Origin of the sequence: Komagataeibacter rhaeticus, assembly GCF_003207855.1 — a bacterium.
Taxonomy (GTDB): Bacteria; Pseudomonadota; Alphaproteobacteria; order Acetobacterales; family Acetobacteraceae; genus Komagataeibacter; species Komagataeibacter rhaeticus.
The window spans coordinates 72,131-91,640 of record NZ_NKTZ01000011.1 but is presented as its reverse complement, the minus strand read 5'-3'; the positions used below and the strand labels follow the sequence as shown (position 1 = coordinate 91,640).

Annotated in this window: 15 protein-coding genes, 1 pseudogene and 1 riboswitch; of the genes and pseudogenes, 10 read left to right on the top strand and 6 right to left on the bottom strand. The window is 64.0% G+C overall.

Annotated elements, in window-relative coordinates; translation table 11 throughout:
• Positions 1-750: pseudogene (locus CFR78_RS11295) on the bottom strand (IS3 family transposase); the annotation flags it as partial.
• A gap of 88 nt (positions 751-838) precedes the next feature.
• On the opposite strand from CFR78_RS11295, the gene CFR78_RS11290 reads away from it, so the two are divergent.
• From CFR78_RS11290 to CFR78_RS11255, 8 genes are all read left to right on the top strand, one after another.
• Complete coding sequence (locus CFR78_RS11290) at positions 839-2,176, top strand: putative bifunctional diguanylate cyclase/phosphodiesterase (protein WP_258366069.1); 1,338 nt, start codon at positions 839-841, stop codon at positions 2,174-2,176.
• 416 nt (positions 2,177-2,592) lie between these two features.
• The gene (locus tag CFR78_RS11285; protein WP_110581131.1) at positions 2,593-5,037 is read left to right on the top strand and encodes a TonB-dependent receptor; all 2,445 of its coding nucleotides are present in this window, start codon (positions 2,593-2,595) and stop codon (positions 5,035-5,037) included.
• A gap of 15 nt (positions 5,038-5,052) precedes the next feature.
• Positions 5,053-6,159: a glycerophosphodiester phosphodiesterase family protein gene (locus CFR78_RS11280; RefSeq protein WP_034930998.1), complete on the top strand. Its 1,107-nt coding sequence runs from the start codon at positions 5,053-5,055 to the stop codon at positions 6,157-6,159.
• Between the two features lie 167 nt (positions 6,160-6,326).
• Entirely contained in the window at positions 6,327-7,178 is an 852-nt protein-coding gene (locus tag CFR78_RS11275; RefSeq protein WP_034931000.1) for a 23S rRNA (adenine(2030)-N(6))-methyltransferase RlmJ, read from the top strand.
• An 80-nt stretch (positions 7,179-7,258) separates the two neighbouring features.
• The gene (locus tag CFR78_RS11270) at positions 7,259-8,197 is read left to right on the top strand and encodes a ribokinase (protein WP_007397493.1); all 939 of its coding nucleotides are present in this window, start codon (positions 7,259-7,261) and stop codon (positions 8,195-8,197) included.
• A gap of 30 nt (positions 8,198-8,227) precedes the next feature.
• A riboswitch (cobalamin riboswitch) is annotated at positions 8,228-8,457 on the top strand.
• Between the two features lie 152 nt (positions 8,458-8,609).
• A complete protein-coding gene (locus tag CFR78_RS11265; RefSeq protein ID WP_034931003.1) occupies positions 8,610-10,196 on the top strand; it encodes a carbohydrate porin in 1,587 nt (528 codons plus the stop codon).
• 157 nt (positions 10,197-10,353) lie between these two features.
• Positions 10,354-10,986 (top strand): hypothetical protein, encoded by a 633-nt coding sequence (locus CFR78_RS11260; RefSeq protein ID WP_223846551.1) that lies wholly within the window; start codon positions 10,354-10,356, stop codon positions 10,984-10,986.
• Between the two features lie 20 nt (positions 10,987-11,006).
• Positions 11,007-11,528 carry a peptide deformylase gene (locus tag CFR78_RS11255; protein ID WP_034931006.1) on the top strand — a complete coding sequence of 174 codons (522 nt, stop codon included), beginning with the start codon at positions 11,007-11,009 and terminating at the stop codon, positions 11,526-11,528.
• A 127-nt stretch (positions 11,529-11,655) separates the two neighbouring features.
• Here CFR78_RS11255 and CFR78_RS11250 read toward each other — a convergent pair whose 3' ends face one another.
• The 5 genes from CFR78_RS11250 to panB all read right to left on the bottom strand — a co-directional run bounded on the left by CFR78_RS11250 (position 11,656) and on the right by panB (position 17,082).
• Complete coding sequence (locus CFR78_RS11250; protein ID WP_240471402.1) at positions 11,656-12,636, bottom strand: cytochrome c; 981 nt, start codon at positions 12,634-12,636, stop codon at positions 11,656-11,658.
• Between the two features lie 183 nt (positions 12,637-12,819).
• Entirely contained in the window at positions 12,820-13,554 is a 735-nt protein-coding gene (locus tag CFR78_RS11245; RefSeq protein ID WP_007397485.1) for a response regulator, read from the bottom strand.
• A gap of 5 nt (positions 13,555-13,559) precedes the next feature.
• Positions 13,560-14,264: a phosphate signaling complex protein PhoU gene (gene phoU, locus CFR78_RS11240; protein ID WP_007397484.1), complete on the bottom strand. Its 705-nt coding sequence runs from the start codon at positions 14,262-14,264 to the stop codon at positions 13,560-13,562.
• A 608-nt stretch (positions 14,265-14,872) separates the two neighbouring features.
• Positions 14,873-16,255 carry an MFS transporter gene (locus tag CFR78_RS11230; protein WP_034931011.1) on the bottom strand — a complete coding sequence of 461 codons (1,383 nt, stop codon included), beginning with the start codon at positions 16,253-16,255 and terminating at the stop codon, positions 14,873-14,875.
• Positions 16,252-17,082 (bottom strand): 3-methyl-2-oxobutanoate hydroxymethyltransferase, encoded by an 831-nt coding sequence (panB, locus tag CFR78_RS11225; protein WP_034931014.1) that lies wholly within the window; start codon positions 17,080-17,082, stop codon positions 16,252-16,254. The genes CFR78_RS11230 and panB overlap by 4 nt, the downstream gene beginning before the upstream one ends.
• 108 nt (positions 17,083-17,190) lie before the next feature.
• Here panB and CFR78_RS11220 point away from each other — a divergent pair, with 108 nt between their 5' ends.
• Together CFR78_RS11220 and CFR78_RS11215 are read left to right on the top strand one after the other, a co-directional pair.
• A complete protein-coding gene (locus tag CFR78_RS11220) occupies positions 17,191-18,114 on the top strand; it encodes a glucosamine inositolphosphorylceramide transferase family protein (protein WP_034931016.1) in 924 nt (307 codons plus the stop codon).
• Between the two features lie 295 nt (positions 18,115-18,409).
• Positions 18,410-19,405, top strand: coding sequence for a hypothetical protein (locus CFR78_RS11215; protein WP_007397478.1), 996 nt, complete (start codon positions 18,410-18,412; stop codon positions 19,403-19,405).
• Positions 19,406-19,510 lie beyond the last annotated feature (105 nt).

Genomic DNA, 19,510 nt, shown 5'->3' with positions numbered 1-19,510 from the left:
AGGACAGGACCTTGCGCGTGAACCAGTCCATGATCGCCACGAGATAGAGAAATCCCCGTTTCATGGGAATATATGTGATATCGGAACACCAGACCTGGTTAGGCCGATTGATGACCAGATCCCGTAGCAGATATGGATATTTCCGATGCTCCGGATGGGGCACGGTCGTGCGCGGCTTCTGGTAGATCGCCCGAAGGCCCATGATCGCCATGAGCCGCCGGACCCGCTTGCGGCCCACTTCATGTCCCAGGCGGCGCAGATGCCATGTCATCTGCCGTGAGCCATAATAGGGCGTTTCCAGGAACTGGGCGTCGATCAGCCGCATCAGCTCCAGATTGGCCTCGCTCTGTGGCACAGGCCGATAGTAGACGCCCGACCGGTTGAGTTGCAGCAGCGTGCATTGCCGGATTATCGGCAGACGCGCTCGCTTCGGGTCAATCATCTGCCGCCTCTGATCACGCCCAACCGAGCAGAGGCATCGCGTAAAAAATCCCGTTCCACGAGAAGCTCGCCTATCTTCGCGTGCAGTTTCTCCACATCAGCAGGGCTGACCGGGGGCTCCGCCACCGTCTTCCCGGAGAAGGTCGCCGCCATCCCCTCGATCGCCTGCCGTTTCCACTGGGCGATCATCGTCTGATGCACCCCATGTTTCGAAGCCAGTTCCGCCAGCGTCAGTTCCCCACGGATCGCTTCCAGGGCAACCCGTGATTTGAACTCCGCCGCATACCTCTTGCGCGTAACCTTGCCCATAAAACCCGTTCTCTCTCAGATCGGATTATAGCTTATCGCCCTGTCCGAAAAATGGGGACCACTTCTCAATGCCTGCGTACATCTGGCCATGCTGGCGGTGGAGCAGCAGCGCAGCCGTGAATCCATCATCCGCCTGTCCTACACCGACCGGCTGACCGGCCTGCCCAACCGTGCATGGCTCCACCGCCGCATGGCCGAACTTGCCGCGCGGCCGCCTGTCGTGCCCCTGAGCGTGCTGATCATCGACCTGGACCGCTTCCGCAAGATCGTGCAGGCGCTGGGGCAGGGCCGCGCGGACCAGCTTCTGCTGGAACTCGCCGACCGCCTGCGCCACGGCATTGTCGGACGCGATGTGCTGATCCGCACCGAAGGCGATGAATTCGTGGTGCTGACCGAAGAAAGCAGTGCCGACATCACCCTGCTGGCCGAACGGATCATCCATAATCTGGAGGAACCCTTCAGCGTGGACGGAATTCCCGTCAGCCTGTCCGGCAGCATCGGCATCAGCACCCCTGATGACGGACAGGATATGGAAGAACGCCTGCGCCAGGCCTATACCGCCCTGGCACAGGCCAAGAAGGCGGGACGGTGCTGCTACCGTTTCTTCCATCCTTCCATGAACCGGCAGGCGGATGATCATGTCATCCTGGCCTCCGCCCTGCGCGAGGCCATTGCCGATAACAGGCTGACCCTTGTCTACCAGCCCCAGGTCGACCTGCGCACGGGCGCCCTGCATGGGGTGGAAGCCCTTTCGCGCTGGAACGACCCGGTACTGGGCATGGTCTCGCCGGGGCGCTTCATTCCCGTGGCGGAGGAAACCGGCCAGATCCGCGAACTGGGCATATGGTCGCTGCGGGTGGCCTGTGAACAGATGGCGGACTGGATCGCGCGCGGCATCCAGGTGCCCACGGTCTCGGTCAACCTGTCCGCCATCCAGTTCCAGGACCCCGAACTGGTGGCCCAGCTTGGTGCCATCCTGCACCAGACCGGCGTACCGCCGGAGCGGCTGATCGTGGAACTGACCGAAACGGCGATGATCGAGAACTTCGACCAGACCGTGGCGACCGCCACCGCCATACGCAACCTGGGCATTGGCCTGTCGATGGATGACTTTGGCACCGGCTATTCCAGCCTGTCCAACCTGGCCGGCCTGCCGATAAGCGAGGTCAAGATCGACCGCAGCTTCATGAACGGCTTTGGCAGCACCGGCAACGTACGGCAGGTGGTGACCGCCATCATCCGCATCGGCCACACGCTGGGCATGACCGTCATCGCCGAAGGGGTGGAGGAAGCCGAGCAGTGCAACCAGTTGCGCGCAATCGGCTGTGACGTGATCCAGGGCTATTATTTCGGTCGCCCGATGGATACGGCCGCACTGGATACCTGGATCAGTGAACGCAGGGTGGAACCCGTGCCCGTGGCCTGACGGCCCATCTGGAACCGTTCATTGATGAAAACAGGTCCCTGGTCTCGCCTTCCCCGGGTTGGCGATACGTCCTGAAGCCTACCGGCCGGGCTTTTCAGGCGGTTCCCCCAAGCGCCACACGCCATCATGCGCGCCCTTCCCCATGGACCGGGCACAGGCCAGACAGCCGGCGACCCGCATGATGGGATACGACCGTGTTATGGATACCTCCACACGGGCAGGCCCACAGGGCAGGACTGTGTGGTCCCCCCCCTGGAAAAACACATCGCGGATTTACTTCATTCCATTACGCGGATGTCGATTTATATTTCTGAAATAAAAAATTCATAATCCATGATTTCATTTCCATGCCTGTGTGGCAGGACCGCACCATCATAAAAGCTTCACATGAAATCATGTCAATGGTTCATTACATGATGCCCTGCTTTTTATATTGCGGGAAAATATCTGTGGCACCGAAAATACTGAATAACGGCCGTATCGCCCTTGGCCTGTTCTGTTCCATTCTGGCGCTTTCCACGGCGCATGCGCAGACCATCCAGCCCTATACGAAAGACCGCGCACCCGACCGGGCATCGACCAAGGCCACAAAGGCAGCCGTCAGGGGCGTGCAGGCTTCGTCCGCCAATGTGGAACAGATCATGGCTACGGCCAAGCGCTCGCGCTCCGAACAGAGCGTCAACCATACCCAGCTGCAGCGCCTGTTGCCCGGTATCAACCCGCTCAAGGCGCTGGAAATCCTGCCCGGCGTCGTGTTCGAAAATGCCGACCCGTGGGGCAATAACGAACAGAATTCATCGCTCTACATCCATGGTTTCAACCAGAACCAGCTTGGTTTTACCCTTGATGGCGTCCCGCTGGGGGATCAGTCATACGGCAATTATAACGGGCTGTCCCCACAGCGTGCGGCGCTGAGTGAAAACATCGGTTCCGCTTCGGTTGCCACCGGGTCGGGCGCGCTTGGAACGGCTTCGACCAGCAATCTTGGCGGCTCGCTTGAATTCACCACCCAGGACCCGCTGCACCACGCGGGGGGCCAGCTGTCCCAGACATTTGGCAGCTGGTCGACGTTCCGCACCTTTGCCCGCGTGGATACCGGGGATTTTGGCAACGGCAATTCCGCCTATTTCTCATGGGCGCGGCAGGATGCGCGGGCGTGGGACTTTGCCGGGCATCAGGGCGGCAATCAGGTCAACGCCAAATTCGTGCATCAGGGTTCGAAGGACAAGATCACGGCCTTTTTCGACTGGTCGGACAAGGTGGAACCCAACGAGGACGGCATTGTCGAACCCGCAGGCGGCAGCCTGTATGTCCGCCCGTTCCTGTACCCCAATCTGAGCGAGGCCGTTAATTACTACAATTCGGCAGCCTACAAGAACGCAGGTCTCAATTACCGCAATTATTATTCCGATGCACAGCGTGAGGATTTCCTGGCCTATGTAAAATGGTCGCACACATTCAATTCCCACCTGCGCTGGGACAACCAGATCTATTACCATCACGACCTGGGTGAGGGCGTGGTGGCGGGACCGATCTCGGCGGCCGGGCTGCCGACACTGTTCAGCGCCTATTTCCCCAATGATTCCGCCTCCCAGCTTTCCGATGTATTCGGCGGTTCGGGCATGGCCACCCGCACGACGGAATACTGGGACAATCGCGGTGGCATCATGTCCACCCTGCATTACGATGTCGGCCACCACCATATTGAACTGGGCGGCTGGTACGAGCGCAACAACAATACACAGGCCCGCCGCTGGTACGCATTTGACATCAATGACCCGACAACACCCTATGATCGCCAGTCCAATCCCCTGATCCACCAGTACACCAATTATTTCTATACCAATACCTGGACCACCCACCTGCAGGACAGCTGGCAGATCACCAAAAATTTCAACCTGAACGCAGGCTTCAAGTCCGAACTGGTCTATACGGACGGCACCCTGCCGGTAGCCGGGCTTCCGGGTTCGCTGTCGCCTTCCACGGCCCAGACCATTCCGGGCGGCCGGATCGCAACGGTCAGGCCGTTCCTGCCCGCGTTTGGCGCGCTGTGGAACATCACGCCGCATGAACAGTGGTTTGCCAATATCCAGGAAAACATGCGCTCGTTCCAGGATACGGGCTACGGCAATGCCAGCCCGTGGGGCATGACCAGCCAGTCGGCATTCGAACTGTTCAAGAAGGAAGGCAAGCCGGAAACGGCATGGACCTATGAGACGGGTTTCCGGACCAACCGCCACCTCAGGGCTGGTCCGCTGACCAATATCAGCGGGCAGATCGAATATTACCACGTCCACTTTTCAAACCGGCTTCTGGCGGTCTCGTCCACGCCCACCATTGCCTCGATCGTGGGCAGTGCGACGGTCCTGACCAATGTCGGCTCGGTTTCCACCGATGGCATGGACTTTTCCTTTACCGCCCAGTTCGGGCCGCATTTTTCGTTCTACAACGCCCTGTCCTATAACAAGTCGGTCTATAACGATAATTACATGAGCGGCACCACCCTGGTCCCGACGGCCGGGAAGAATGTCGTGGGCATTCCCGACTGGACGGAAAAATTCGTGGCCTCCACCAACTGGGGCAACTTCTATGCGCAGTTCATCGGTGATGTCATCGGCAAGCGCTACACCACCTACACCAATGACCTTTCCGTCAAATCCTATGCGCTGTTCAGCATCAATGCCGGCTACACCATTCGTGGCATTCCGCATGTGCAGGGCCTGAAGGTGCAGGGCAACATCACCAACCTGACAGGCACCCGTGGCTGGTCTACACTCAGCACCACTTACGCCAGCGGGCAGTATTCCGCATACCCGATCGCCCCGCGCATGTTCTTCCTGACCGTGGGTGCAAGCTTTTAGGAACAGAGAAGGTTCATGCTGACACGCAGACAGGCCATAACGGGCACCATGACGGGCATGGGGCTGTTCCTTGCCCGCACCACCGTCCATGCCGCACCCGCGCTGGCGCCGGTGCCGCTGCTCATGGCGCACCGGGGGGCTTCCGCGCTGCGGCCCGAACACACGCTGGCGGCCTATGCCCGCGCCATCATGGACGGGGCCGACTATATCGAGCCTGATCTTGTGCCCACCCGCGACGGTGTGCTGGTCGCCCGCCATGAAAGCAACATCACCGCCACGACGGACGTGGCGGCGCATCCGGAGTTCGCATCGCGCCGCCGCACCCTGAACATTGACGGCATACAGGAGACCGGCTGGTTCACCACCGATTTCACCCTGGCCGAACTCAAGACCCTGCGCGCGAAGGAACGCCTGCCCACGGTGCGCGCGCACAACACCCGTTATGACGGACATTTCGATATCCTGACATTCGAGGAAGTCATTGATTTCGTCGCCGCCGAAGCCGCGGCCCGCGGGCGCGTGATCGGGCTGATCCCCGAGATCAAGAACTCCACCCATTTCCACAAGCTGGGCCACACGCCCGAAGACACGTTCCTGCGCGTGATCGCGGCGCATGAATACACCCGCACCTGCCCGCTTGAAGTCCAGTCCTTCGAGACCGCGAACCTGCGCCTGCTCCACGGCAGGGTGCAGGCCGTCAACCCGCAGGCCCGCCTGATGTTCCTGATGGGCGAGCGCACGCAGCCCGTACCCGACACGCTGGGTTCGCCCGATCCGCTGACCTTTGGCGATCTCATGACCGCGGATGGCCTGAAGCGCGTACGGGACTATGCCGATGTGATCGGGCCGTCCAATACGGACATCATCCCGCGTGATGCCGCCGGGGCCTGGCTTGAGCCGACGACACTGATCGATGACGCGCATCGTGCGGGGCTTCTGGTCCATTCCTATACCTTCCGGCCGGAAAACCGTTTCCTGCCCGCACAACTGCGTGACGCCAGTGGCGATGACGCCCGCAACCCGAAAGGCTCCATAGCCGAAATCCGTCGCATGCTGGACATGGGGCTGGACGGATTCTTTACCGATGACCCCGCCATCGGGCGCATGGCCCTGCGCGATTAGTACGGCCCGGCCGCCATGCCACATGATGGCAATGCGGCCCCCGCCCCCCGAAAAACGGGTGGGGGCCGCATGAAAACCGTGCCCGGCATGGAAAAAGGCGCCACCATGCAGTAACAGTCCTGCAGGCCCCCGTAACGGGGGAAGGCATGCTTCAGGGCAACAGGACATTGAATTACAGACACGGCTATCACGCGGGCAATTTTGCCGATGTGATGAAACACGTCATGCTTGTGGCGCTGCTGGACGCACTGCGCCGCAAGCCCTCGCCTTTCTCCGTTCTTGATACCCATGCGGGCATCGGGCTGTATGACCTTTCCGGCCCGCAGGCCCGGTCAACCGGGGAATGGCATGAGGGCGTCGGCCGCCTGCTTGACCTGCCACCCGGCACCATCCTGCCGCCCTGCGTGCGGCAGTGGCTGGACATGGTGAAGGCGGTAATGGGGGAACAGGGTGGCAGGCCGTCCTATCCCGGTTCCCCCGCCATTGCCGCCCGCCTGCTGCGCCCCGGTGATACGCTGGCCTGCTGCGAACTCCACCCGCAGGACCAGCAGGACCTCCGGCGCCTGTTCCGCCACAACCCGGCTGTCAGCGTGCATGGCCGCGATGGCTATGAAGCCGTAACCGCCCTGCTGCCACCCCGGCAGGCACGGCGCGGGCTGGTACTGATGGACCCGCCCTTTGAACAGCCGGGGGAATTCGACCGGCTGGCGCAGGCCATCATCACGGCCCGGCGGCGCTTTGCCACCGGCATCGTGGCGGCGTGGTATCCCATCAAGCACCGCGCGCCCACGCGTGCCTTCCTCAACGCGCTGAAGGATACGGGCCAGCGCAACCTGCTGGCCATCGAACTGACCCTGCGCCCGCCCCTTGACCCGGCACGGCTGAATGGCAGCGGGCTTCTGGTGGCCAACCCCCCCTTCCAGTTCGCGCAGACCGCCCGCGATGCCCTGACCAGCCTGTGCGGGTATCTGGGCGATGGCGAAGCCCAGGCCCATGTGGAATGGATCGTGCCGGAATAGATCCGCAAAGCTCCCTGCGGGATCAGGCCGGTCCGCAACCGGATGGTCCCGTCCCCTTCCCCCTTTCAGGTGCCCTACCCATGTCATGTGCCCATATTGCCGTAATCGGCAGCACGAATATCGATTTTGTCATGCACGTCACCCGCTTCGCCCGGCCGGGGGAGACGATGCATGTGCATGCCTCCTCCACCGGGCTGGGGGGCAAGGGCGCCAACCAGGCCATGGCGGTGGCCCGGCTGGGGCAGGCGGTGGCGCTGGCAGGCTGGACCGGGCGCGACATGCTGGCCAGCATGGCCCGCACGACGCTGGAGGGCGCGGGCGTTGACACGCGCTGGCTGCTGGAGGATGCGGCCACGGGCACCGGCCGGGCCTTCATCACCATCAACAGGGCGGGCGAGAACCAGATCCTGGTGGATGGGGGCGCGAACATGGCCCATACGGACACGTCCCTCCCCCTGCTGCTGCCCGCGCTGGATGGTGCCGGCATGGTCATGCTGCAGATGGAGATGGACCCCACGCTCATGATCGCGGTGGCACGGCATGCGCGGGCACACGCCATACCGGTCATGCTTGACCCCGCCCCGGTGCCCGCAGGGGGACTGCCGGACGAACTATGCAGGCTGGCCGACATCCTGACCCCCAACGAGCGTGAGACCGCGGCCCTGACCGGCATCGAACCCAAGGACGAGACAACCGCCCTGGCCGCCGCGCGCATCCTGCACGAACGCGGCGTAAGCACCGCCATCATCAAGCTGGGGCACAGGGGCGTGGTCTATTCCGCCCCCGGCGCCCAGGGGTTCATCCCGCCCTTCAGGGTTCATGCCATTGATACGGTCGCGGCCGGTGACTGCTTCAACGCGGGGCTTGCCACGGCCATGGTGACGGGGCACCCGCCGGCTCAGGCCGTGCGTGTCGCGGCGGCGTGCGGCGCACTGGCCACCACGCGGGCCGGTGCCGCACAGGCGGCTCCCACCATGGCGGACGTCACGGCCCTTATGGCGGCCCAGCCTGCCGCATGACCTTGCATGCCTGTCCGCAAGCGCTATAGTCCGGGCCGGAAAGACAGCGGTCCCGTGCGAACGGGCGAGAAAGGGAATGCCGTAAGCCCCGGCAGGGTGGACCCGCACCCGGGGGCACAGTCGGCAACTGTACCCGCAACTGTAGGCGGAGAGTGCTCCATCCATTGCGGCAGCCGCCGCGACCACTGGCCCCGGCCGGGAAGGGGGAGGGAGTATCATGACCCGCAAGTCAGGAGACCTGCCGTTGTCCCTTACGATATCGCCGGGCGGGCCTGACCGGAGATGGATGGACACCCATGCTCCGGATTACCTGAAATCCCGTCATCCTGTAGCTGCGGCGGCCCCCCTGCGGGACCGCTTCCTTCCTGGCCCGCCATAGGCCAGGCCCATCCTGACGGGATGTTCCCCTGCCATGAAAATACCTGATCCCCCGCCACCGCGGTGGACGGCCCTGTCACGCCTCCTTTTCCTGTCCTGCATGCTGATCGGGCCATGCGGGGCCACCACAGCCCACGCACAGGTCCCGCGCACCCAGATTGCCGATGACCGCGCCCGCCTGGGCAATTCCACCCCGCTGATCCAGCAGATCGATCCGGCCACCGTGCGGGATTCCGAACGCGCGCAGGCCGATGCGCAGGCCCCCCCCAGCGCAGACGCGCTGGACACAAGCGGCAGCCTGCTGGGCAACATGGGGGGTGCGCGCCCCTGGCTTTACAGGCATGGCATAAGCTTCGACCTGCAGGATGTGAATGAACTGTGGGGCAATGCCACCGGCGGCAGTGCCTCGGCCAGCGATGGCGCGGGGGGCGCCGGCACCGGTCCCGCCTATGATGGCGTGACCATGCCCACGCTGACCATTGATACCGAAAAGCTGTTCGGGCTGAAGGGCGGGCTGTTCAATGTCAGCGCGCTGCAGACGCGCGGGCGTTCGATCTCGCAGGACCATCTGGCCGATTTCAACCCCGTAAGCGGGTTCGAGGCCGACCGCTCCACCCGCCTGTTCGAACTGTGGTACCAGCACTCCTTCCTGGGCGGGAAGCTGGACGTGAAGATCGGCCAGCAGGACCTTGATACCGAATTCCTGATCAGCGATTACGGGGCGCTCTACCTCAACGCCAATTTCGGCTGGCCCATGGGGCCATCACTCAACCTGTATGCCGGCGGCCCGTCATGGCCACTTGCCTCCCCCGCCGTGCGGGTCCGCTACCGCCCGGACGAGACATTCACCTTCATGTTCGCCGCGGCCGACGACAACCCCCCGGGCAACAGCAGCAATTCCTTCGTCATCCAGAATGGCGGCAACCGGGCCGATCCCACCAGCCAGACCACCAATGACGGCAGCGGCACGCAGTTCAACATGGGCACCGGCGCGCTGCTGATCACCGAACTGCAATATGCGCTCAACCCCCAGCCCGCCGACATGGGCAGCGCGACCAGAAATCCCGGCCTGCCGGGTGTGTACAAGCTGGGGGGATATTACGATACCGCCCGCTTCCCCGATTACCGCTACAACATGCAGGGCCGCCCGCTGGGCACCTATGGCGGCATGCCACGACAGGACCGGGGCAACTGGCTGCTCTACGGCATCATCGACCAGATGATCTGGCGGCCTTCGCTTGCCTCGCCGCGCTCGCTGGGCGTGTTCGCACGCGCCACCGGCAACAGCGGTGACCGCAACATGATCAGCTTTGCCATCGATGCGGGGCTGAACCTGAAGGCACCATTCAGGGGGCGCAACAATGATACCGTAGGCCTGGGCTGGGGCATCGGGCGCGCCAGTTCCGGCCTGCGGGAATACGACCGCACCAGTGGCGCCCTGCTGCAGGGCAGCGAGAACCACCTGGAACTGACCTATCAGGCACAGGTCACGCCATGGATGGTGATGCAGCCCGACTTCCAGTATGTCTGGCATCCTTCGGGTCGGGTGGCGGACTGGAGCGGCCTGCGCCGCGTGGGGAATGAAGTGGTCTGCGGGCTGCATGCCAGCCTGACTTTCTGACGTCACGGGCGGGCCTGGATGAAGGGGCAAGAGAAGACAAAAGCACAGACCCGGATTGAAAATTTATATTGTTGTAGGGCCTTGCCCCCTCCTGTACCCCAGACGGTACGGGCATGGAAAACCGCCATGTGCCACATCATGAAAAAGGATAAGAGCGTTGCGCCGTCTTGTAGCTTTATGTCTTCCGCTTGGTATGGCCGCCTGCGCGCAGCACACGCCCCGCCCCATGGTGAATTACTGCCAGCAGCCTGCCGTGGCCTCCGCCGTTGTGGCAATTGCCAACCAGGGCACGCCCGGCACGTCCCCGGCCATGCGGTTCGAGGACGGCACGATAAAAAGCGCCGTCTATAACGACCACATGCAGGTCATGTCATGCCATGGCACCCTGGTACGGCAGGACGGCACCCGGCAGGACGGCGTGGCCGTGGCCCGCCTGCCTCACATGCGTACGGGCTGGAAGGAAATATGGAATACCACCGCCGCCAGCCACCAGTGGATTTCCGATGCCGACATTAGCCGCAACAGGCAGGAACGCTACGCCACCTATTACGATCACACGCCACAGGCGTGCAAACCCTACGCGCATGACCTGTTCTTCGGCGCGCCAAGGTCGGACAAGGACACCCAGCACCTGCGCGAGACGCTGTATGACTGCCTGGCCGAACATGACGTAAAGCCGATACGGCCCGTATCGGGCGTGGACCATACCTACAGCCCGTTTGGCATGAATTTCTACATTCCCTACTACACGAATGTCAGCCCGGACGATAACGGCCCCTTCCTGTACTGAACGGGGCAGGACCCCACACCATGGCCATCCTGCCCATCATCCGCTTCCCGCATGCCTGCCTGCAGCAGGCGGCGGCCCCGGTTGACGCCACCAGCGCCCGGACCACAGAACTGGCGCGTGACCTGCTGGAGACCATGCATGCCGCACCGGGCATAGGGATCACGGCATGCCATGTGGGCATGCTGCTGCGGCTGGTGGTGATCGACCTGCCCGGTGGCAATGGCCCGCAGGCCCGTGCCAACCCCGAAATCATCTGGCAGGACACCGCAACCGCCACGGCGGAAGAAGGCAGCGTGTCCATGCCCGGCATCCATGCCCCCGTGACCCGCCCCGCGCGCGTGCGGGTGCGCTACACCGGGCTGGATGGCCTGGTGGTGGAAGAAGAAGCCAAAGGACTGCTGGCAGCCTGCCTGCAGCATGAGATTGACCAGATCAACGGCATTTTCTGGACACGCCGCCTCTCGCCACTGCGGCGCGACCGGGCCATGAAACGCTACAGCCGCCAGGCGCGCCTGAACGGAGCGGGTCCCGGCGTATCGTAAGGCAGCCAGAAGGCGTTACGGGCATCCGGATAACACCCAGTCATCATAAGAACGTTTTTGGTGAAGCTTTTTTCAAAAAGCTTTGAAGAATGCCGCCTTTTTGAAAAAAGGCGGCACCCAAAAACTTTTATTCCCGGGGCTTGCCCTGGCGCAGGGTTGCCCCGGTATCCAGCCGGGCAAGATAGGCATGGATGGCATCGATATCCGCATCGCTCAGTACTGCGGGGGGAAATCCTTCCATCCGCGCGCCATCCCAGTGCCGGACCGCACGCGGGTTGCGCACCAGCGCATGGAAACCGGCCGGGGTCAGATAGCGCACGGCATTGACCGGTTGCCCCAGATCAGGTCCCTTGTCCCCCATCCCATTTCCATTAAGCCGGTGGCAGGGCATGCAGTTACTCAGGAACAGGGCCTGCCCCCGCCATGCGGGATCGCTCCGGGGCACTGCCGCAGGCAGCCCCAGTCCGGGCCAGCGGGCCACGGGCGCGGTCTCCCCCTGTACCGAAACCAGCCGGTCAACCCACTGTTCCTGCCCGATACGCCCCGCATTCGCGCCCACCCAGACCAGCACGAACGGCCCGAGATCCTCGCCCTGTGGTGAACGCCATGGCCGGGCCGGATCTTCGATGGCGATCCATGGCCGCACGCCGTAGCCTGCGGCCGTGGTGAGCGTACTCACGGGCAGTTCCGCCACAAAACCGTCCGATGCCCCCAGACGCAGCGCATCCGGCATTGCACCGGAACCCATCACGGCGGCAAGCGGCACGGCGTCAACCTGCGGGCCTATATGTTCAGGGTCCACCGCCAGCGTGACTGTCCGCCGCTGTGCCAGGGCCAGCAGGGCCGCGCGGGTATAGCTTTGTCCATTGGCCTGTCCCTGCGCCATGACAGCCAGTGCGGGTTCCGGCGTGGCAGCGGCCGTCACCACGGGATGCGCCCCGACCATCAGCGTGGCAAGACAGGCCATTACCAGTCCTGACGGGCGCCGTGCCCGTGAACCTGACAGGCGCGATGAAAAGGCAACGCATGCCGCCAGCCTGTACCGGACGGTCATCCATCCGGCCGGATGCTCCGGGTCCGTCATGCCGGGGGCAGGGCAGTCCACCATTCACGATTCCTTGATGCCATGAACCATGACCATATTGGAATCATTGCGCGTTCACAACATCAGGCCAAAGGACCAGGGTCCGGGGGCGCTCTGCCTTCATCAGGGCAGAAGGAACCTTGCGGCCCTGCTGGGCGGAACACCGATACCGGGTTCCCCACCTGTCGGGACCGCTGACGACACTCCCTAATCCACCCTGCCGTCATCCAGCATGTAGCCGCTGGAGCGCACGGTGCGGATCAGGTCGACACCGCCGCCTGCGTTCAGCGCCAGACGCAGCCGGCGGATATGCACGTCCACCGTGCGTTCTTCCACATGGATACGGTCATCCCATGCGGCGGCCAGTATTTCCGCGCGGGAAAACACCCGGCGCGGGTTGCGCAGCAGGTGCAGCAGGATCCGGTATTCGGTGGGGCCAAGGGCAATGGCGCTACCGCCGCGCGTGACCCGCCGGCCACCATGGTCCACCGTTATGTCGGCAAAGCCCAGTACATCGTCATTCTGCTCCGCCGCCGCCGTGGCCCCCCGCCCGGCACACCGGCGCATGACCGCGCGCACGCGCGCATGCAGCACATCCATCCCGCAGGGCTTGACCAGGTAGTCATCCGCCCCGGTATCCAGCGCGTGGATGGAATCACGTTCCTCCCCGCGTGCGGTCAGCATGATGACCGGCAGGTAGCGCGTGGCCGTGGCCATGCGCAGCCTGCGGCACAGGTCCACCCCGGACAGGCCCGGCATCATCCAGTCCAGCAGCACGAGGTCGGGCTTCCATTCCGTGACCTCACGCAGGGCATCCAGCCCGTTATCCACGGGCATGACGGCATGGCCCGCCGCTTCAAGATTGTAGGACAGCATAACGGACAGGGCGGCATCATCCTCGGCCACAAGGATGCGGAGCGGCCGGTCAACCTGTGGGTTCACGGCACCTAGCTCCCCTGCCCCGAAAAGCTGCCGCGCGGGCGCACCACCGGCAGGATCTCGCCGGTTGCGGTATAATACACGCGTTCGGCAATATTGGTGGCGTGGTCACCAATGCGTTCCAGGTTCTTGGCAATGAACAGCAGGTGGGTGCATGCGCCGATGTTGCGCGGGTCTTCCATCATATAGGTGACCAGTTCACGGAACATGGCGTTATAAAGTTCATCCACCGCCGTATCGGACTGCCAGACCTCACGCGCAAGGTCGGGGTTGCGCTGGCTGAGCGCATCGATCGCGCGGCGCAGGTTGTCCTGCACCAGCCGCCCCATGCCGCGCAGGCCACTGAGCGACACGCGTGAGTTCACCAGCTCCACACGCAGGGAACGCCGGGCGATGGAGGCCGCGCAATCCCCGATGCGCTCCATGTCCCCCGTGATCTTGAGGGCCGAGACGACCTCGCGCAGGTCTCCCGCCACGGGTGAGCGCAGGGCGAGGATGCGGATGACCATCGCCTCCACATCACGCTCCAGCGTATCGACCTGCGGGTCGAGGTCGGAGGCAATGCCGGCGGCATTTTCATCCATATCGGCAATGGCAGCGACAGCCTGCGAGGTCTGCCGTTCCACCAGCCCGCCCATGCGCGCCATCATGGAGCGCAGCTGCTCGAGTTCCTGCTCGTAACTGCTTACGATATGTGCCGATTCCTGTCCCACCCGCAAACCTTTCCACCTGTCCGTACATTTATACGGGATATGCCCGATATCAGGGCTTACGATACGCCACGTGAGTATACTATATCGGTCCCGCATTTGTTCAAGGCGATGTCATACCCGCCAGCGCTGGTACATAATAATGAAATAAAAAGATTTTTGCAGGAACGCCCGTGCCGCATGCCCGCTTTCGTGCCGTCTGGCACCGGGCGTGGCCGTGGGCACGCTGCCGGGCACGGGGGAACCCTGCCGCCACCCGCGGGGCCGACACTACGCCACCCGACCGGCAGGGCGGAAACCGGACGCTGTTCAGCTACGGTTTCACCAACAGTGAGATCCAGACCCGGATTCACGCCACCCTTCATGGCGGGGGCCAGACCTCAGGGCAGGGTGGACGTTGAAATCGGGATGAAGCCCTGGCCCCACTGGGCACCCTATGTGCCGGATGAGTACCGGCACGCCATGGGCAATCTTGCCATCGGTTGGCGGATGGATAACCATGCCTTTCTCTCACATCCTGAATTCCGGATGAATTTCAATAATATAACCAATCAGCGTTACCACTCCGGCGTGGCAACGCCCACGCCTGCCGCCGCTGGCGGGCCACAATATTACGCAGGCGGCGGGCTGGCCGTGCCGCTTACGGCGGCCGCCGGCTTCTGAACGCCCAGGCCGCGCAGGACCACGCCACCCGCCAGCAGGTACAGCACGGCAGGCACCAGCAGGAAGCCGGCATGGATTCCCGCCTGCGCATGCGCGGACTGCACGCTGCTCCCGCCCGCAAGGCCACAGGCCGCCAGCAGCCCGGCCAGCAGGCTACCGCCAATGTCAAACGCCATTTTCGATGCGGTGGAATTGAGCGCCCAGGCCAGCCCCACCGTCCGCAGGCCACCCGCCCCGGCCCCACCGTGGTCCAGACAATGCGCCAGCAGGGTGAAGCAGACCGGGTTGCATATCCCCACACACAGCCCGAACAGCGCCAGCAGCCCCCCCGTCGCGCCCGGCCCCGCAGGCAGGCCGTACGCCACCAGCAGCACCGCCCCCGCCGCCACCGTACCGCCGCGCATGACACGCGCCGTTCCCCATCTGATCGCCAGCGGCAGGGACACGCAGCACCCCGCCAGCACCATCAGGCTGATCATGCCCAGCAGCCAGCCCGCCATGTAATCCTTCGCACCCATCACATAACGCACGTCATAGACCAGTGCCCCGAACAGGAAGGTGCTGCCCAGCATGGTCAGCAGCATGGCGCCGGTCAGCCGCCGCCACCCCCGGTTGGCGGCCAGCATCCCGACCAGCGCGCGCACGGGGGCACGGACCGGCTTTTCCCCGGCATGGGCCTGCACGCGCTCATGGCAGAACCGCGCCGACAGCCACAGAAGCCCGCCCACCACGCAGGCCACCCCCGCCATGAACAGGGCAAAACCCACCTGCCGGCTGCCGTGACCCAGCCAGTCCACCGCAGGCAGGGTGACGATACTGATGGCAAACCCGCCCAGAGTGGCCCCGACCATGCGGCTGGTCGCAAGGCGCAGGCGCATATCGGGTGCCGCGGTGATCAGGCTGGTCATGACGCCATAGGCGGTATTGACCACGCCATAGGCCACGCACAGCCCCATATAGCCGATGCTGGCGCCGATGCCCCGCGCCAGCATGGACCACCCGCGCGGTAGCGGCACGAAGGTCAGCACCACCAGCACCATGAACGGCGCAATCCCCGCGCGCAGCAGCGGCAGGGCCTGCCGGCCCGCCGGCCTGCGGTCGATCCACAGCCCCACCGCCGGGTCGGTGACCAGGCTGGCCGCGCGCGCGGCCATGAGCATGAAGCCGACCATCTGCACGGGGAACAGGCAGATTTCAGTATAGAAATACGCCAGGTAGCTGAGCATCAGCCCCCAGATGATGTTGAACCCCATGTCACCCGCGCCAAAGGCCACGATCTCCAGCATCCCGACGGGGGGTGGAGCGGGCACGGGCGCGGGGGCACGCCTCATCCCGGCGTGACCTGGCGGCGCACGCCAAAACATTCTTCCGGCCCCGGAAAGGCGCGGCTGCGCACATCCTGCGCGTACCGGGCCACCGCATCATCAATCACGTCGCCCATATCGGCATAGCGGCGCACGAAACGTGGGATGGCGGTGCCGAACATGCCCAGCATGTCATCCACCACCAGCACCTGCCCGTCGCAGGCGGGGGAAGCGCCTATGCCGATGACGGGCACCGGCACGCTGGCCGCGATCTCACGCGACAGGGGCTCCACCGTGCCCTCCAGCACCACGGCAAAGGCACCGGCGGCGGCAATGGCGTGGGCATCGGCATGGACCTTGCGCGCCTGTTCCGCATCACGCCCCTGCGTGCGGAACCCGCCCGTGGCCTTGACCGCCTGCGGCATGAGGCCGACATGCCCGCACACCGGAATGCCACGCTGGACAAGGAAGCCGACGGTCTCCGCCATTTCGGCCCCGCCTTCCAGCTTGACCGCGCCACAACCCGTTTCCGCCATGACGCGGGCGGCATTGCGGAACGCCAGGGCGGGCGATTCCTGATAGGAACCAAAGGGCATGTCCACCACCACCAGCGCCTGACGCGATGCCCGGACCACGGCCGCGCCATGGGCGATCATCATGTCCAGGCTCACGCCAAGCGTGTCGGACATGCCATACACCACCATGCCCAGCGAATCCCCCACCAGAATCACATCCACATGCGCGTCCAGCCTGTGGGCCAGGGGGGCGGTGTAGGCTGTCAGCCACACGCCGGGCACGCCCCCCTTGCTTACGTCCCGAATGGTCCGGCGGCGGGGTTGTTCCGTCCTGCCCATGCTTGCTATTCCCCTTCCATGTCCATCTGGTACAGATGACATCTGGCATATTGCAGCGCATGCCTGTTTGCAAATCCGCCACGACCGGGATGACAAGGGACAGCACGCATGGGACTGGGCCGGACCGACATATGGCAGACGGGCATCATAGACCGCCCGCTGCCCGATGTGCTGCGCGCGGGCCAGCTTGCGGGGCTGCCGGTCACATGGCTGCCGGACCCGGGGCCCTTCCGCTTCATTGCCGACCCGTTTGGCATCTGGCACGAGAACCGGCTGTACCTGTTTGCCGAAGCCTATGACTACCGCGTGCGGGTGGGGCGGATCGACGTGTTCATCCTTGACCACGCACTGCGCCTGCTGGCCCATGCCCCCGTACTGGTGGAACCGTGGCACCTGTCCTATCCCGTCATCCTGCGTGAGCGGGACGGCTCCTTCCTCATGATGCCGGAATCAGGCGGCAGCGGCCGGCAGCGCCTGTACCGCGCAACGGATTTCCCCTATCGATGGGAAGAAGTAAAAGGCTGCGCCTTTCCCGGCCCCATGATCGATGCCTCCCCCCTGTTCCATGATGGACGGTGGTGGCTGTTCCATACCCCATGGCATGAACACGAACGACCCCGCGTCGATACCCTGCATGTGGCATGGGCCGACAGCCTGACCGGCCCGTGGCACCCGCACCCCGCCAACCCCGTGCGCCGCGACATACACAGCGCACGCCCCGGCGGCACGCCGGTGGTCATGGAGGATGGCACCATCATCCTGCCCACGCAGGACTGCGCACGGACCTATGGCGGGGCCATAACGCCGCTGGCCATCACCACCCTGACCACACGGGAATTCGCGGCCCACCCACTGCGCGCCCTGCATGCGCCCGCCGCCTGGCGCCCCGCGACCGACGGGCTGCATACCCTGTCCGCCGCGGGCCGCGTGACCCTGGTGGATGCCAAGCATACCAGCCGTTCGGTCATACGCCGGGCGGGGGTGGATATCACCCGCATCACGCGTGAACTTGTTGGCACCATGCTGCGTTAGGGCAGCACGGCCCCGTGGCGCATGTCAGGACGGAATGCGGACAGGCGTAAAATCCTGTCGCGAATTTAATGTGATATTAATTAGCAGTATCACATAACATGCCCATAATATACATCAATACGGCAACCCAGACAGCGTATGCCATGCGCTGTCCCGGCAGGGGACCACGCCGTAGCCCGCGCATCCGGCCACAGCCATGATGCGGGGGAACCATCAATGCGGGACACACCCTTATTCTGGCCGGCCGTTCAGCCCGCACCGCCTTTCCGGCCACCAAGACTTCAAGGACTGCCTGATGCGTGAACTCCGTACCGCCCCGGCTGCGTGGCATCTGCAGCATTCGCGCCCCGAGAACCTGGTCAGCTATCTTGACCCATGGCAGCCGGTCGCGCGGCAGCTGGACATGCTGGCCCATCGCTTCAGCACCGTAAAGGCCCTGTGCGATGCGCAGATGGACAGCCTTGCCACGGAAAATGTGGAGCTGGCGCAGCTGCGTGATGCGCTTGCGTTCCATCTGCTGCGGGCATGCATATGGTGGCAGGTCGATTTCTCGCCCCGTGCCGTAACCGGCCTGCAGGCGACCAGCTTCATGAAGCATGTCCGCCGCCATACCGACCGGGTGGTGGATGACGAGACGCTGCTGGATGTCATGACATGGCAGCACTACATGCACCGCGCCGATAGCGGCCACATCATGGTGACCGGTACCGACCCGCTATGCCGGGGCAACACCACCATCGTGTACGGCATTGACGGGCATCGCGGCTTCCGCTTTGCCATGCGGCGCGCGGGGCAGCCCCTGTCATGGAATGACATTACCCATACCGATTTCGTCGCGGCCTGCCTGAATGCCCGCGCGCTGCACTGCCTGATCGAGACGGAATGCGCGGCCATTGGCGAATGGGATCTGGCGCGGGAGGAACATATCCAGGCATCGCGCTACCATACCCAGCATTTCCGCACCGCAGGCCACTTCAACGCGGTGGAAAGCTATGCCACGGCACTGGAACAGCTAAGCCGCTGCCAGTCCCGCTTCGGGCGCTTCGAGTTCGAGAACATTGTCAACCACATGGCGTTCTCGGTCATTATGGCCGCCCATGAACAGGGGGCCAGCATCGCAGACCTGCTGCGCAACGGGGCGGCCCGGCCGGTCAGTTCGCGCGTGGCGGGCAGCCTGAAAAAGCGCGCCCGCGCCCATGTGGCCACCGGCACCGACCCCCTGCGGCGGACGGAACTCGATGCGCTGCTGGACCAGGTTGAAACCGGCTTCGCCCTGTCGGGCGGTAACTGAAGGGAGAGGAGGGCAACATATTCCTCTTCCCCCACGCGACATCCGCGCCTGCAATCCCTATATTGCACAGGAGTAGCAGGAGACCCGATATATGGCGCTAGCCAA

Excerpts from the sequence above, each read along its gene's own strand:
- CFR78_RS11255 (WP_034931006.1), top strand. The coding sequence starts at position 11,007 with ATGGCCATCCTGCCCATCATCCGCTTCCCGCATGCCTGCCTGCAGCAG.
- CFR78_RS11215 (WP_007397478.1), top strand. The coding sequence starts at position 18,410 with ATGCGTGAACTCCGTACCGCCCCGGCTGCGTGGCATCTGCAGCATTCG.
- CFR78_RS11290 (WP_258366069.1), top strand. The coding sequence starts at position 839 with ATGCTGGCGGTGGAGCAGCAGCGCAGCCGTGAATCCATCATCCGCCTG.
- CFR78_RS11285 (WP_110581131.1), top strand. The coding sequence starts at position 2,593 with ATGCCCTGCTTTTTATATTGCGGGAAAATATCTGTGGCACCGAAAATA.
- panB (WP_034931014.1), bottom strand. The coding sequence starts at position 17,082 with ATGGGCAGGACGGAACAACCCCGCCGCCGGACCATTCGGGACGTAAGC.
- CFR78_RS11280 (WP_034930998.1), top strand. The coding sequence starts at position 5,053 with ATGCTGACACGCAGACAGGCCATAACGGGCACCATGACGGGCATGGGG.
- CFR78_RS11270 (WP_007397493.1), top strand. The coding sequence starts at position 7,259 with ATGTCATGTGCCCATATTGCCGTAATCGGCAGCACGAATATCGATTTT.
- CFR78_RS11230 (WP_034931011.1), bottom strand. The coding sequence starts at position 16,255 with ATGAGGCGTGCCCCCGCGCCCGTGCCCGCTCCACCCCCCGTCGGGATG.
- CFR78_RS11250 (WP_240471402.1), bottom strand. The coding sequence starts at position 12,636 with ATGGTGGACTGCCCTGCCCCCGGCATGACGGACCCGGAGCATCCGGCC.
- CFR78_RS11265 (WP_034931003.1), top strand. The coding sequence starts at position 8,610 with ATGAAAATACCTGATCCCCCGCCACCGCGGTGGACGGCCCTGTCACGC.
- CFR78_RS11220 (WP_034931016.1), top strand. The coding sequence starts at position 17,191 with ATGGGACTGGGCCGGACCGACATATGGCAGACGGGCATCATAGACCGC.